General features: G+C 57.0%; 15 protein-coding genes. 13 read left to right on the top strand and 2 right to left on the bottom strand.

Features of this window, described 5'->3' with window-relative positions; translation table 11 throughout:
* The first annotated feature begins 66 nt into the window (after positions 1 to 66).
* The 3 genes from QZ534_RS12050 to queF are packed head-to-tail and all read left to right on the top strand — an operon-like array spanning position 67 to position 2,620.
* Positions 67 to 1,017, top strand: coding sequence for an ABC transporter ATP-binding protein (locus QZ534_RS12050; protein WP_296934718.1), 951 nt, complete (start codon positions 67 to 69; stop codon positions 1,015 to 1,017).
* On the top strand, positions 1,014 to 1,787 hold the full coding sequence (locus QZ534_RS12045; RefSeq protein ID WP_296934717.1) for an ABC transporter permease: 774 nt from the start codon (positions 1,014 to 1,016) through the stop codon (positions 1,785 to 1,787). Before QZ534_RS12050 ends, QZ534_RS12045 begins: the two co-directional genes overlap by 4 nt.
* Before the next feature lie 14 nt (positions 1,788 to 1,801).
* Complete coding sequence (gene queF / locus QZ534_RS12040; RefSeq protein ID WP_296934716.1) at positions 1,802 to 2,620, top strand: NADPH-dependent 7-cyano-7-deazaguanine reductase QueF; 819 nt, start codon at positions 1,802 to 1,804, stop codon at positions 2,618 to 2,620.
* Positions 2,621 to 2,650: 30 nt separating this feature from the next.
* Here the strand turns inward: queF and QZ534_RS12035 are convergent, their stop codons facing one another.
* Positions 2,651 to 4,090: an adenylate/guanylate cyclase domain-containing protein gene (locus QZ534_RS12035; protein WP_296934715.1), complete on the bottom strand. Its 1,440-nt coding sequence runs from the start codon at positions 4,088 to 4,090 to the stop codon at positions 2,651 to 2,653.
* A 1-nt stretch (position 4,091) separates the two neighbouring features.
* Entirely contained in the window at positions 4,092 to 4,403 is a 312-nt protein-coding gene (locus tag QZ534_RS12030) for an Mpo1-like protein (RefSeq protein WP_296934714.1), read from the bottom strand.
* A 167-nt stretch (positions 4,404 to 4,570) separates the two neighbouring features.
* On the opposite strand from QZ534_RS12030, the gene QZ534_RS12025 reads away from it, so the two are divergent.
* The 10 genes from QZ534_RS12025 to flgJ all read left to right on the top strand — a co-directional run bounded on the left by QZ534_RS12025 (position 4,571) and on the right by flgJ (position 13,375).
* Positions 4,571 to 5,122 (top strand): nitroreductase family protein, encoded by a 552-nt coding sequence (locus tag QZ534_RS12025; protein WP_296934713.1) that lies wholly within the window; start codon positions 4,571 to 4,573, stop codon positions 5,120 to 5,122.
* 239 nt (positions 5,123 to 5,361) lie between these two features.
* On the top strand, positions 5,362 to 5,763 hold the full coding sequence (flgB, locus tag QZ534_RS12020; protein ID WP_296934712.1) for a flagellar basal body rod protein FlgB: 402 nt from the start codon (positions 5,362 to 5,364) through the stop codon (positions 5,761 to 5,763).
* Positions 5,764 to 5,791: 28 nt separating this feature from the next.
* A complete protein-coding gene (flgC, locus tag QZ534_RS12015) occupies positions 5,792 to 6,241 on the top strand; it encodes a flagellar basal body rod protein FlgC (RefSeq protein ID WP_296934711.1) in 450 nt (149 codons plus the stop codon).
* An 18-nt stretch (positions 6,242 to 6,259) separates the two neighbouring features.
* Positions 6,260 to 6,937: a flagellar hook assembly protein FlgD gene (locus QZ534_RS12010; RefSeq protein WP_064226898.1), complete on the top strand. Its 678-nt coding sequence runs from the start codon at positions 6,260 to 6,262 to the stop codon at positions 6,935 to 6,937.
* A 27-nt stretch (positions 6,938 to 6,964) separates the two neighbouring features.
* Positions 6,965 to 8,866, top strand: a complete 1,902-nt coding sequence (locus tag QZ534_RS12005) for a flagellar hook protein FlgE (protein ID WP_296934710.1) — start codon at positions 6,965 to 6,967, stop codon at positions 8,864 to 8,866.
* Positions 8,867 to 8,942: 76 nt separating this feature from the next.
* A complete protein-coding gene (locus tag QZ534_RS12000; protein ID WP_153634643.1) occupies positions 8,943 to 9,695 on the top strand; it encodes a flagellar basal body rod protein FlgF in 753 nt (250 codons plus the stop codon).
* Between the two features lie 81 nt (positions 9,696 to 9,776).
* Positions 9,777 to 10,565: a flagellar basal-body rod protein FlgG gene (gene flgG, locus QZ534_RS11995; RefSeq protein WP_296934709.1), complete on the top strand. Its 789-nt coding sequence runs from the start codon at positions 9,777 to 9,779 to the stop codon at positions 10,563 to 10,565.
* Positions 10,566 to 10,593: 28 nt separating this feature from the next.
* On the top strand, positions 10,594 to 11,286 hold the full coding sequence (gene flgH, locus QZ534_RS11990; RefSeq protein ID WP_296934744.1) for a flagellar basal body L-ring protein FlgH: 693 nt from the start codon (positions 10,594 to 10,596) through the stop codon (positions 11,284 to 11,286).
* On the top strand, positions 11,283 to 12,380 hold the full coding sequence (locus tag QZ534_RS11985; protein ID WP_296934708.1) for a flagellar basal body P-ring protein FlgI: 1,098 nt from the start codon (positions 11,283 to 11,285) through the stop codon (positions 12,378 to 12,380). Before flgH ends, QZ534_RS11985 begins: the two co-directional genes overlap by 4 nt.
* 8 nt (positions 12,381 to 12,388) lie before the next feature.
* The gene (gene flgJ / locus QZ534_RS11980) at positions 12,389 to 13,375 is read left to right on the top strand and encodes a flagellar assembly peptidoglycan hydrolase FlgJ (RefSeq protein WP_296934707.1); all 987 of its coding nucleotides are present in this window, start codon (positions 12,389 to 12,391) and stop codon (positions 13,373 to 13,375) included.
* The last annotated feature ends 4 nt before the right edge of the window (positions 13,376 to 13,379 follow it).

The raw sequence follows: 13,379 nt of genomic DNA, 5'->3' as shown, positions 1-13,379 counted from the left end.
GCACTCTAAATTCTGGCTGGCGGCTTGAGCCGTTCATTGCCGTTTTTTACCGAATCGGGATGATCTATGACCAATGCACTGGAAATTGAGGGCCTCACCAAGACCTACGGTGATGGGTTCCAGGCCCTCAAGGGGATTGATCTGCACGTTGCTGAAGGGGATTTCTTCGCCTTGCTGGGGCCCAACGGGGCCGGAAAATCGACCACCCTTGGTATCGTTTGCTCCCTGGTGAACAAGACAGCGGGCAAGGTGCGTGTTTTCGGGTATGACACTGATACTCATCTCTCCGATGCCAAGCTGAATCTCGGCGTGGTGCCTCAGGAGTTCAACTTCAACCAGTTCGAGAAAGTCTTCGATATTGTGACCACCCAGGCCGGTTACTACGGAATTCCGTTGAAGCAGGCCTCGGCCTCGGCCGAGAAATACCTGAAAAAGCTCGGGCTCTGGGACAAGCGGGACACCCCGGCCCGCATGCTGTCCGGTGGCATGAAGCGCCGTCTGATGATTGCCCGCGCTCTGGTCCACGAGCCAAAACTGCTGATTCTGGACGAGCCCACCGCCGGCGTGGATATTGAGCTGCGCCGTTCCATGTGGACCTTTCTGGAAGAGATGAACCGCCAGGGTACCACCATCATCCTGACGACCCATTACCTGGAGGAAGCGGAAGCCCTTTGCCGCAACATTGCCATTATCGACCATGGCAAAATCCTCCGGCACACCAGCAAGAAGGCCTTGCTGCAGCAACTGAGTCTGGAGACTTTTGTGTTGGATACCGAGAAGCCCCTGGATTCCGCGCCCGAACTGAACGGCTTTCCGACACGCCTCGACGCGGAGGGAGCTCTGGAGGTGGAAGTGGAGAAAGGCCAGGGGCTCAACCAGGTGTTTGTGGAGCTTGAACGGCGGGGCATCAAGGTGGTCAGCATGAGAACCAAGGCCAACCGTCTGGAGGAGCTGTTCATTCGCATGGTTGAGGAGAACGCCGCGGAATCCAGCAAGGCAGTGGAGGGTGCAGCATGACACCGCACGCTTTGTTTACAGCCTTCAGCACCATTGTTGTCCGTGAGGTGCGCCGATTTACCCGAATCTGGGCGCAGACGCTGCTGCCGCCGGCGGTTACGATGACCCTGTATTTCATTATTTTCGGCAACCTGATCGGTTCCCGAATTGGCGAAATGGGCGGCTTTGATTATATGTCGTTCATCGTACCCGGGCTGGTCATGATGGCAGTGATCACAAGCTCCTACGCCAACGTGGTGTCGTCGTTTTTCTCCATGAAGTTCCAGCGCAGCATTGAAGAGCTCCTGGTGTCCCCGGTGCCGAACTGGGTGATCCTCGCCGGTTATGTGACCGGAGGCATGGCCCGGGGCCTGGGTATTGGCCTCATTGTCACGTTGCTGTCATTGGCGTTCACCCGGTTGTCGATCCACAACCTGCCCATGATGGTTTTGACGGTTTTCTTGACGTCTGCGCTGTTCGCATTGGGCGGTTTTATAAACGCCATGCTGGCAACGAAGTTTGATGACATCTCCATCGTGCCCACCTTCGTACTGACACCCCTTACTTATCTGGGTGGTGTGTTCTACAGCATTGATCTGCTGCCAGGGTTCTGGCAGGGCGTATCCATGGCCAATCCCATCCTGTATATGGTTAATGGCTTCCGGTATGGAATTCTGGGCGTGTCAGACGTTAATCCGTTTGTCTCTCTTGGTATGATTCTGGTTTTCATCTCCTTGCTGGCATTCATTGCACTCAGAATGCTTGAGCGTGGTAAAGGTATTCGCCACTGATTTCAGGAACACCTATGGCACTCAATGACGCGCCGCTTGGCAAGACAAGCGATTACCCGGACAGCTACGACCCGGGCCTGTTGTTCCCCGTGGCGAGGGAGGAAAACCGCCGCCGCCTGGGGCTGGACGACGGCCGCTGGCCATGGTTTGGCGAAGACCTGTGGCAGGCCTGGGAAATCTCCTGGCTGCGCTCAAGCGGCGTGCCGGAGGTAGCCTGGGCAGAGATTGTCTTCCCGGCAGCATCCCCTTCAATCATCGAGTCCAAATCGCTCAAGCTGTACCTCAATTCCCTGAACCAGGCGCTTTACTCCTCCCGTGAGCAGGTGGCGGAGGTGATTGCCCAGGATCTTTCCAGTGCTTGCGGCGGTGCGGTACAGGTTAACCTGTTAAGTGTGGACGAATCCGGAGAGGCCATTGGCCGGCCTGCGGGGTTCGAGTTGATTGACGACGAACCTGTGAGCGATGTGGTGTACGAGTATTCACCGGGCTCTCTGAAGGCAGGCAAAGACATAGTGACTGAGCAACTGTGCTCCCATCTGCTCAAGAGCAACTGCCCGGTGACGGGCCAGCCGGACTGGGCCACTTTGCTGGTGAGCTACACTGGCCCGAAAATCGACAGGGCTGGTTTGCTGCGGTACGTGGTGAGCTTCCGGCAGAAACAGGATTTCCACGAGCATTGCGTGGAAACGGTGTTTACCGATCTGATGAGCCGATGCGATCCGGAGTCGCTGACAGTCGTTGCCCGATATACCCGCCGGGGCGGGCTGGATATCAATCCCTGGCGAAGCACGGAAACCGGCAAGGATGTCGGGCCGCGACTGATACGTCAGTAAGAAGAATTGAGTTGAGCGCAGGGATGCGCCTCAGGAAACATCCTCTTCCCGGCGCAGACGGTCTGCGGCGTCTTCGAGCGCGTTCAGAATGGATTGGCGTTCTTTCTCGGTAATCTTGTCTGAGTCCAGATACATGGCGAAGCCACTGTGCTCGTGCTCGAGGAAGCTGCGGTTGGGGCCCATGTCGCGGCGGAAATCCACCACCTCATAAATAGGCACGGGCTTGCCGAAGCCTTTCACGGTGATTTCGCCCTTGTCCCGGCACATGATCTTGTCCTTGATCAGCGAGAAGGTCTCGTAGGAAACCAGGATTTCACCCGGTTCTGCCAGGGATTCAAGCCGGCTGGCAAGATTCACTTCCTTGCCGATGATGGTGTAGTCCATCCGGTTTTCCGCGCCGAAGTTACCTACGGTTGTGTAACCGGTGCTGATCCCCATACGAATTTCAAGCGGGGTCTTGATGCCCTGGCTGCGCCATTTCTGGCGCATGATCTTCATGTGCTTGCGCATCTCGATGGCCATGGAGACGCAGGCAAAGGCGTCCTCCCGCTGGCCCCGGCTGGTTGGGTCGCCAAAGAACACCATGATGGAATCGCCAACGAATTTGTCGATAGTGCCGCCATATTTCAGGGCCACTTCGGACATTTCGTTGAAGTAGTGATTCAGTAGCTCGGTCAGGGCTTCGGGCTCCATTTCCTCGGAGAGCTCGGTGAAACCTTTGATGTCTGAGAAGAATACCGCCAGCTTTTTGCGCTGGGTTTCCAGTCGCACATCCCGCTCGCCGGTAAAGATCGACTGCCAGACCTGGGGCGAGAGGTACTTGGAAAGCTTGTGGGAGAGCGCGATGGACTGCTCACGCTGGTTCTGGATCTGGGTTTTTGCCAGCATCAACGCCCGTGCCTGTTGGTGGGAGTAATAGGCAGTGACGCAGATATAAAGCCCGGTTGAGAGAATCGACACAATGCTTGTGAGCAGTGGCGAATGTGGTCCGTCTGCGGGGCCAAGGATAGCGACAGAGCCAGCAATGGCGGCGGCCATGAAAACGGTGCCCATGAGCCACTGGCGGATACCACCGACTATCAGGCAGCTGAACATCAGCATCAGCGCGACTGCCAGGGAGGGGATGACGATCAGCCCGATGCAGCCGATAAACGCGCCGCCTACAACGCAATCGAAAATCAGCATTTTCTGACGGATGCGTGGCGAGTTTCTCAGGAACGTTCGTCGGGTCAGGGCGTGAGCAATGTGGGGCCAGGTCAGCGCCCCGGCCACAAGCCATAGAAGCCATTGGGGAAATGCGCCCTGCAAAACACCGGTAACGATAATGGCGGCAGTAGACGTATACGCCAGAACCCGGCCGTTGTAATCGGGCATTGGCGGAATGGCGATCGGGTTGCCCGATGCCTCAGACGCAAGGGTTCTGCCAGCGGAGCTGCTGGCGTTGCGAAGGTCTGCCGGGGCGCTCATCATCTCAGAAACGGATCCTGCCAATGAGCATGTCCCGGAACATGACCCAGTCGCCCATCAGGCTGTACAGTGGGTACTTGAAGGTGGCAGGGCGGTTTTTCTCAAACTTGAAATGCCCCACCCAGGCAAAGCCGTAGCCAATGACCGGCAAGGCGAGAAGCCACACAAGTTTGCCTGTAGTGAGTGCCCACAGGGCTACGACCAGAACCAGCAGGCTGCCGACAAAGTGCAGACGGCGACAGGTGACATCGCTGTGCTCTTCGAGGTAGTAAGGATAGAATTCGGAAAAGTTGTTGAAGGTTTGCTGGTTGCTCATTGTGTTGCCACTCACCGTTGTACGACCGCGTCATTTATAGTTGTTGGCAGACCCGACTACGACTAAAGGTTAACAGCATTACGTACAAGCCACAATTCACAGCAGGGAATTGTATTCGTACCGGTTTTTTACAATTCATCAGAACAGCCATCATACAGTGAGTCAATATGACAGCAGTTACCGATTTCCTCCTTAATCGTTCGTCAGAGCCCAGGCTGGAATCGCCCGCGCCGGACCCGGCAACCCTCGAACGGGCGCTTGCCTGTGCCGCCCGCGCGCCAGATCACGCGCTGCTGAGGCCCTGGCGTTATCTGATTGTAGAAGGCGAAGGGCTGGAGGCCCTGGGCGAACTGTTTGCCTCCACCTGTGCCAATAACAGCGACGAGAAAGAAATCGAGAAGCTCAGGCGCGCACCTCTCAGGGCGCCAATGGTGATCGTAGGTATAGCATCGACCAAAGCGCATCCGAAGGTGCCTGAAATCGAGCAGGTTATGTCGGCTGCAGCCGGCATGAGTTTTGTGGAACTGGCGTTGCAGGATGCAGGGTACGGCGTGATGTGGAGGACCGGCTCTGTCGCATACCATTCGTCGGTACACGAGGGTCTGGGGCTGGAAGGACACGAGCAGATCGTCGGTTTTCTCTACACCGGAACGGTCTCAACTTCAAAGCCGGCTGTCCCCAGACCGTCGGTTGACGAGTTCGTACGTCATTGGCCCTGACTTCCTGACTGAACGCCCCCGGTGAGCACCGGGGGAAGCAGTTTGCCGCTTTTTCCTGTCCGTTCCCTGATTCCTTCTCCCTGGCTGCCAGTCCATCTCTGGCCAGGGCCCGCCAATACTGGCCTTCCTGACAAATTAAAAGGCCATCTTAAATCTGGCATCCAGCTTGCTTTAGTCCTGTCAAAGAGCACAGCCGGCAAAAACAGGTCGGCTTACTGGTGCAGTTTTCGGGAGGCAACATGGCAATTACGTTCGATTCGGCTCTGGGCATTCACCAACACGCGGTTGAAGCAAGGGTTAAACGTGCCGAAGTTCTGGCAAACAACCTGGCGAACGCGGATACCCCGGGCTTCAAGGCCCGAGACCTGGACTTCCAGGCAATGATGCAGAAAGCCCAGGAGCAGGTCAGCGGTTTCCAGATGACGAAAACCCATGACGCGCACATGGATACCTCCCCGTCGGCCTCGGAAAGCGATCTGTTGTATCGGGTGCCCCACCAGCCGTCGGTTGACGGCAATACCGTTGATGCCCAGCAGGAGCAGACCCGTTTCATGCGTAACGCCATGGATTTCCAGGCAAGTTTCCAGTTCCTGAACAGCAAGTTTTCCGGATTGAACAAAGCCCTGAGCGGCAATCAGTAAGCCTCGGGATTAGCGAAGGAGATTCCTCATGTCACTGGGCAGCATTTTTGATATCGCCGGTTCCGGCATGACCGCGCAATCACTGCGGCTGAATACAACCGCGTCCAACATTGCCAATGCGGAGACAGCCAGTTCCAGCACCGGCGAAACCTATCGGGCCAGGAAACCGGTTTTCTCCGCCATTCAGCAGTCCCTGATGAATCCGGGGCAGGGTGGTTTTCCGATGGCGGCGGATGAAGGGCCAGGTGCCGGGGTCAGGGTTGACGGTATTGTTGAGAGTGATGCGGAGCTGCAGATGCGCTACGAGCCCCACCACCCGGCGGCCAACGAAGACGGGTATGTCTACTACCCGAACGTGAATGTGGTTGAAGAGATGGCAGACATGATGTCGTCGTCCAGAAGTTTCCAGATGAATGTGGATGTCATGAACACTGCCAAGTCCATGATGCAGCGCATTCTGACTCTTGGTCAGCAGTAACAGGGTGAGGAGCACAACATGACTGCAGTAAACGCAACAGATGCGTCGGATGTTCTGAGCCAGTACCAGCTTAAGCAACAGAATGGCGGCCAGGGCACCAGTGAGCTGGGCCGGAACGAGTTCATGGAACTGATGCTGGCGCAATTGAAAAACCAGAATCCGCTGGAACCTCAGGATAACGGCGAATTTATCTCCCAGCTTGCACAGTTCAGCTCGCTGGAGGAGATGCAGAATCTCTCCGGCACGGTTGAGGATGTGGTTGGCCAGTTTCGATCCACACAGGCGCTTCAGGCTTCGGCCATGGTGGGCAAGACTGTTCTGGCACCTTCCCAGATCGGGATCCTCGGGGCTGAAGGCGAAATTACAGGAACGATTGAGGTGCCTGCTTCAACGGGCGGTCTGCGCCTTTCGATTGAGGGGCAGAATGGCGAACGGGTGCGGCAGATTGATATGGGCAGCAGCCAGGCAGGTGTTGTGTCCTTCCGCTGGGACGGTCAGGACGGAAACGGCAATCCCTTGCCGCCGGGTCCCTACCGGATTGTGGCAGAAGCTTCCTACCCAGATGGTCCGCAGCAGCTGGGCACCATGGTGAGCGCCAATGTGGACAGCGTATCCCTGGGCCAGGGCGGCTCGATAACCCTGAATCTTGCAGGCATGGGCTCCATCGCTCTGTCTGATGTGAAACAAATTAACTGAGACCGGTGAAACACCAAGGGGTGAACCATGGCATTTAATACAGGTTTGAGCGGCCTTCGTGCGGCATCGGTGGATCTGGACGTCACCGGCAACAACATTGCGAACGCCAGCACCGTTGGCTTCAAGGGCAGCAAGGCCCAGTTTGGCGATCTTTACGCCAGCGGTTTCCTGAGTGCAGGCACCAATCCGATCGGCGACGGTGTCCGGGTTCAGGATGTAAAGCAGTCCTTTGGCCAGGGCAACATCAGCTTTACTGACAACGGCCTGGACATGGCGATTGCCGGCGACGGTTTCTTTATCCTGAATAACGGCGGCGAGATTCGTTATTCCCGCGCAGGTCAGTTCGGCATTGATAAGGACGGCTACGTAACGAACAACCAGAATATGCGGGTACAGGGATACACTGCCGACGAAGACGGCAATTTGTCTGGCATTCGGGGAGATTTGCAGATTGAGACGGATAACCTGGCGCCGCGTCGCACGACCAATCTGGATTCCGACCTGAACCTGGACTCAAGAGAGTCTGTTCTGGAAACCCGAGTGAGAGATATCGGGCCGTTGACGCTTGCGTCGATTCAGGGTGAGAGCTTTGATGTGCAGTATTCGGACGGCTCGCCGGACTTCAACGTGGCTATTGATCCCACCGCGAGCGCTCGTGAGGCGGCTTCCACCATCAACGATGCCTCTGGATTAAGTGCCTCTGCCACAACAACGGCGACGTTTGACGGAACACCGGCTCTTGATGATGCTTTCATTACCGGAGCCAGTTCTTTCTCCTTCAGTCTCGATATCAACGGTTCGCCGTTGACGCTGGATACCTCCAACATCAATTCGCTTCAGGATCTGGTGGATTCCATCAACAATTCCTCTGAAACCGCAATTTCGGCATCTCTAGTGGACGATGGGTCTGGTAGTAATGATGTCCTGCGGGTAATTCATAATCAGGGTGAAACACTCGATTACACCTTTGCAGATGGAAATGGAAACGGCGATACGGGCACCGTTGAGGGAGATATAAATGTTACCGCTGACCGAACGGTAGCTGGCATTACATCAACTACTGCGGATAATGATTTTGAGTTGGCCTTCAACGCGTCTCCGATTCGCGTTACCAACCAATTCAATCCTCTGGATCAGCGCACCTATAACCACGCCACATCCACCACGATTTACGACAGCCTGGGTAACTCTCATGAACTGACACAGTTCTTCGTGAAAAACCCGTCTCCGGGTAATGGTGTTGGCGTGAGTGAGTGGTCGGTCTATGCCCAGATTGATGGCGAATTTGTGGGCGGAACCGACGTGACACCCTATACGGCCCGGTTTGACCAGGATGGTGCTTTGCAGTCTATTGATGGCGATCCAAGCGGTGAGATATTGATCGACGACTGGATTCCAAAGGATGATGCCGGTCAGCCCAACGGCGCGGACGGACCTCCGGCAGCCGGCGAGACGGTGGTGACGCCGATTCCCGAGCCGCCAACAACCTCGGCTTTTGTGATAAATCTGAGCGGTACAACCCAGTACGGTGCGGCATTCGGGGTAAATGACCAGCAGCAAAATGGTTATACCACCGGTCGCCTTTCCGGACTTGACGTATCGGATCAGGGGGTATTGTTCGCCCGTTACACAAACGGCCAATCCCAGGCATTGGGTCAGGTAGCGTTGGCATCGTTCAATAACACCAATGGGCTGTCGCCGGTAGGGGACACCTCCTGGGTAGAAACTTTCGAATCCGGCCAACCAATCATCGGTGCTCCCGATACTGGAACCCTTGGATCGATCAAGGCCAGCTCGGTGGAAGAATCCAACGTGGACCTGTCTGCGGAACTGGTGAACCTGATCATCGCCCAGCGAAACTATCAGGCAAACGCCAAGACCATTGAAACTTCCGATGCGGTCACCCAGACCATCATCAACCTCCGTTAATATCGCGAACTAGCGAACATGGCATGACTCCTGCAGGAAGACTGGAAACAGTCAAAATTCCGGCAGGAGTTTTCCCATGGACAAAGCCCTCTACATCGGTATGTCTGGCGCCAAGCAGAATATGCTGGCTCAGCAGGCCCATGCCAATAACCTGGCGAATGTAAGCACCACCGGCTTCAAGAAAGACTTCGCCCAGGCCCGCAGTATGCCTGTCTACGGGGAGCACCACCCAACCCGCGCCTATGCCATGACAGAAAGGCCCGGCACCGATCTTTCCGCCGGCGCGCTGATGGAAACCGGGCGCAAGCTGGATGTCGCGGTGGAAGGTGAGGGATGGCTGGCCATACAGAACGATCAGGGCGAGGAAGTCTTCACCCGTAGTGGCAGTCTCCAGGTGGATGTGAACGGCCTGGTGCGCCTGGCCAACGGCGAATTGGTGCTCGGCAACGGTGGGCCGGTTGCGCTTCCTCCTTTTGACAACGTCGAGATTGGCGCCGATGGCACTGTGTCGATTGTTCCCGTGGGTGGACCACCGGACCAGCTGGTTGAAGTGGATCGCCTGAAACTGGTCAGCCCGCCGCCTGAAGCCCTCGAGAAAGGCCTTGATGGGCACATGCGCCGCAAGCCGGATCAGGCCGTGGATGGTCCCGAGCCACCGGATGCAAACCAGCGGGTTGCCTCCGGGTTCCTTGAAAGCTCCAACGTGAATGCGGTCGAGGAGATGATCTCCAACCTTCAGCTTTCCCGGCAATACGAGATGCAGGTGAAGGTAATGACTACTGCCAACGAGAATTCCGAAGCAACGGCACGGCTGTTGCAGAACCTTTAAGTAACGACTGAACACATTGGCCTGGCGGGCTGAAGCGGCAAAAAATGGCCGCCTGACAGCCCCCGGCAAGGAGTAAGCAGCATGCATCCAGCACTTTGGGTCAGCAAGACCGGGTTGAGCGCTCAGGACACCAACATGTCCACCATTTCCAACAACCTGGCGAACGTCAACACCACTGGCTTCAAGCGGGACAGGGCCGTGTTTCAGGACCTGCTGTACCAGATCAACCGGCAGCCGGGTGGTCTGACAACCCAGAACTCCGAGTTGCCGTCTGGTCTGCAGCTGGGTACCGGTGTGAGGGTTGTGGGCACCGCCAAGCAGTTCTCCCAGGGCAACCTGCAGATTACCGAGCAGCCCCTGGATATGGCGATCAATGGCCGTGGCTTCCTGCAGGTTCAGTTGCCGGACGGCCAGATTGCCTACACCCGGGACGGCCAGTTCCAGCTCAATGCCGATGGTGATGTGGTGAACCCGGATGGCTACCCATTGGAGCCGGCCATCAACGTGCCGGAGAACGCCACCAATATCACCATCGGTAAAGACGGCACTGTGACGGCAGTAACAGACGATCAGGCGGCACCAGTGAACCTGGGTCAGATTACACTGGTGGATTTCATCAACCCCCAGGGCCTTCAGGCCATCGGTAACAATCTGTTCAAGGCCACCAATGCCAGCGGCGATCCGGCCGAGGGTGAGGCTGGGTTGGCCGGGTTGGGCACCATTGAGCAGGGATCTGTGGAGTCATCCAACGTGGAAGTCGTCGAGGAGCTGGTGAATATGATCACCACCCAGCGGGCCTATGAGATGAACTCCAAAGTGGTCTCTACAACCGACCAGATGCTCCAGTTCATCACTCAAAACATCGGCTAACGCCGCCAGAGGTGACGTCATGAAACTGATGACATCAAGCCGGATAACTCAGAGTGCCAGCACGGTGGCGATGGTGGTGCTGCTTATCCTGTTGCAGGGATGTACCGCCATGAATCGCCCCCGGGCAGTTCCGGATGACCCGGAGTTTGCACCGGTTCGCCCCCAGGCCATGATGCAGCGGGACAGCTCCTCAGGTTCCATCTACCAGGTTTCCCGGAACTACAACTTCTACGGCGATACCGTGGCGCTGAACGTGGGTGATGTTCTGACAGTGAACCTGCAGGAATCCACCCGTGCCAGCAAGAATGCCGAAACCAGCATCACCAAGGACAACGAGACGACCTTGCCGAACCCGACCATTCTGGGCAAGGACAACTTCGGGATAAATACATCGTTTAACCATGAGCGGGATTTTGAAGGCGCGGCCGAAGCCGACCAGAGCAACAGCCTTGCGGGCAGTATTACCGTGACCGTGACGGAGGTGCTGCCCAATGGCGTCCTTCGTATTCGCGGCGAAAAGTGGCTGTCGCTGACCAATGGCGATGAATACATCCGTTTGACCGGGCTGGTACGCCCCCAGGATATCCAGCCGGATAATTCCGTGGCGTCGAATCGGATTGCCGATGCGCGGATCGCCTACGGCGGCACCGGTGATTTTGACCAGGCAAACCAGATGGGCTGGCTGGCGCGCTTCTTTAACAGTGAGTGGTGGCCGTTATGAGCCTGCGACGTTTGATTGTCTGGGTACTTGCGCTGGCTGTTGTTTCGGCCCCGGTCATGGCGGACCGCCTGAAGGATCTGTCCCGGATCAAGGGGGTCCGTAACAACCAGCTGGTGGGTTATGGCCTGGTGGTTGGTCTTGACGGTACCGGTGACAAAGCACCGTTTACCAATCAGACCTTCAGGAACATGATGAATCAGTTTGGTGTGACTCTCCCGGAAGGTGTCAATCCGAATCTTGCCAACGTTGCCGCCGTTACGGTCAGTGCAACACTGCCGCCTTTTGCAAAAGCGGGCCAGGAAATCGACATCACGGTCTCGTCCATCGGCAATGCAGACAGTCTGCGTGGCGGCACGCTCCTCATGACACCGCTGAAGGGTGCGGACAACAACGTTTATGCCATGGCGCAGGGTAGTCTGGTGGTCGGTGGCTTCGGGGCCCAGGGGCAGGACGGATCCAGAATCACCGTGAATGTTCCCAGCGTCGGTCGCATTCCCAACGGGGCAACGATTGAGCGGGAGGTGGCTTCGCCATTCAGTCAGGGCGATACCATTACCTTTCATCTGCTGCGCCCGGATTTCACAACGGCACGTCGGGTTGTGGAAGCGGTGAACGACCGGCTGGGCCCCGATATGGCCTATGCCCACGATGCCACCTCGGTGTCTGTACGAGCGCCCCGGGATCCGTCCCAGCGGGTCAGCTTCCTGTCGATCCTGGAGAACATCGAAGTGGATCCGGCCGAAGACGCCGCGAAAGTGGTGATTAACAGCCGCACCGGCACCATCGTGGTTGGCCAGAATGTTCAGGTCAGCCCGGCGGCGGTCACCCACGGCAACCTGACAGTCACCATTCAGGAAAATCCCAATGTAGAGCAGCCGAATCCCTTTGCCGGTGGTGACACCGCCATCGAGCAGGATTCCCAGATTGCCATTACCGAGGAGCCGGCCCGGATGTTCAAGTTCGGCCCCGCCGTCACGCTCAACGAGATTGTGCAGGCGGTAAACCAGGTGGGTGCGGCCCCGGGCGACGTCATGGCTGTACTCGAAGCCCTGAAACAGGCCGGTGCATTACGTGCCGAGCTGATTGTTATCTAGGTGGCGTGATGCAGGACTACAAGGTTCAACAGGCCCAGGTTTACACCGACTTCAACGGTCTCAATGCGTTGAAGGCCCAGGCTCGCACTGACAAAGAGTCAGCTCTGCGTGAAGTGGCGCGCCAGTTCGAGAGCCTGTTCCTGTCTGAGATGTTGAAATCCATGCGCAAGGCCGGCGATGTTTTTTCCGAGGGCAACTACCTGAAGAGCAATCAGTCCGAGCTGTACCGGGATATGTTCGACAGCCAGATGAGTCTCACCATGGCGGGAGGCAAGGGTAGTGGTCTTGCCGAAGCACTGGTGCGCCAACTGAGCAAACAGATCCCGGGTATGGACAACGACGGTGGCAGGCTTGCCGGCCATAAGGCAAGTCTTGCAGACTATGATCGAAGCCTGCCTGCTCTGACCCCTCAATTGCCCGATCGCGTGCAGCAAGTGACAGCAGTGGCAGAGAAGGCAACATCACCAGTGTTTGCCACACCCTCGAGTTTGCCAGAGCGGTTCGAGTCCCCAGAGCATTTCGTGACCGAACTGTTACCGATGGCCGAGCGGGTTGCCCGCGACTCTGGCATTGATCCGAAACTCATGGTGGCCCAGGCCGCCCTGGAGACTGGTTGGGGGCGCCACATGATTCGCGGGGAGCAGGGTGAGCCCAGCTTCAACCTGTTCGGCATCAAGGCGGATAGCCGCTGGCAGGGCGATGCGGTGTCCATCACTACCACGGAATACCGCGAAGGGCTGCCCATGAAGGAGCAGGCCAGTTTCCGGGCCTATCAGGATTACGAATCCAGCTTCCGTGATTATGTCTCCTTCCTGGAATCCAATCCCCGATACCGGGAGGTGCTGTCAGTAGCGGACCAGCCTGAAGTCTTTGCGGAGAAGCTCCAGGAAGCCGGCTACGCCACCGACCCCAACTACGGCAGCAAGATCCGCCAGATCATGAACCGTGACTCACTGATGACACTGTCCATGGGCAGTGACGGGATGAAGGAGTAAACCT

Origin of the sequence: uncultured Marinobacter sp. (assembly GCF_913055835.1) — a bacterium.
Taxonomy (GTDB): domain Bacteria; phylum Pseudomonadota; class Gammaproteobacteria; order Pseudomonadales; family Oleiphilaceae; genus Marinobacter.
The sequence above is the reverse complement of the archived record's forward strand: the minus strand, read 5'-3'. Positions and strand labels throughout refer to the sequence as shown.

Coding starts and splice junctions, on each gene's coding strand:
- QZ534_RS12050 (WP_296934718.1), top strand. CDS start 67: ATGACCAATGCACTGGAAATTGAGGGCCTCACCAAGACCTACGGTGAT.
- QZ534_RS12045 (WP_296934717.1), top strand. CDS start 1,014: ATGACACCGCACGCTTTGTTTACAGCCTTCAGCACCATTGTTGTCCGT.
- queF (WP_296934716.1), top strand. CDS start 1,802: ATGGCACTCAATGACGCGCCGCTTGGCAAGACAAGCGATTACCCGGAC.
- QZ534_RS12035 (WP_296934715.1), bottom strand. CDS start 4,090: ATGATGAGCGCCCCGGCAGACCTTCGCAACGCCAGCAGCTCCGCTGGC.
- QZ534_RS12030 (WP_296934714.1), bottom strand. CDS start 4,403: ATGAGCAACCAGCAAACCTTCAACAACTTTTCCGAATTCTATCCTTAC.
- QZ534_RS12025 (WP_296934713.1), top strand. CDS start 4,571: ATGACAGCAGTTACCGATTTCCTCCTTAATCGTTCGTCAGAGCCCAGG.
- flgB (WP_296934712.1), top strand. CDS start 5,362: ATGGCAATTACGTTCGATTCGGCTCTGGGCATTCACCAACACGCGGTT.
- flgC (WP_296934711.1), top strand. CDS start 5,792: ATGTCACTGGGCAGCATTTTTGATATCGCCGGTTCCGGCATGACCGCG.
- QZ534_RS12010 (WP_064226898.1), top strand. CDS start 6,260: ATGACTGCAGTAAACGCAACAGATGCGTCGGATGTTCTGAGCCAGTAC.
- QZ534_RS12005 (WP_296934710.1), top strand. CDS start 6,965: ATGGCATTTAATACAGGTTTGAGCGGCCTTCGTGCGGCATCGGTGGAT.
- QZ534_RS12000 (WP_153634643.1), top strand. CDS start 8,943: ATGGACAAAGCCCTCTACATCGGTATGTCTGGCGCCAAGCAGAATATG.
- flgG (WP_296934709.1), top strand. CDS start 9,777: ATGCATCCAGCACTTTGGGTCAGCAAGACCGGGTTGAGCGCTCAGGAC.
- flgH (WP_296934744.1), top strand. CDS start 10,594: ATGACATCAAGCCGGATAACTCAGAGTGCCAGCACGGTGGCGATGGTG.
- QZ534_RS11985 (WP_296934708.1), top strand. CDS start 11,283: ATGAGCCTGCGACGTTTGATTGTCTGGGTACTTGCGCTGGCTGTTGTT.
- flgJ (WP_296934707.1), top strand. CDS start 12,389: ATGCAGGACTACAAGGTTCAACAGGCCCAGGTTTACACCGACTTCAAC.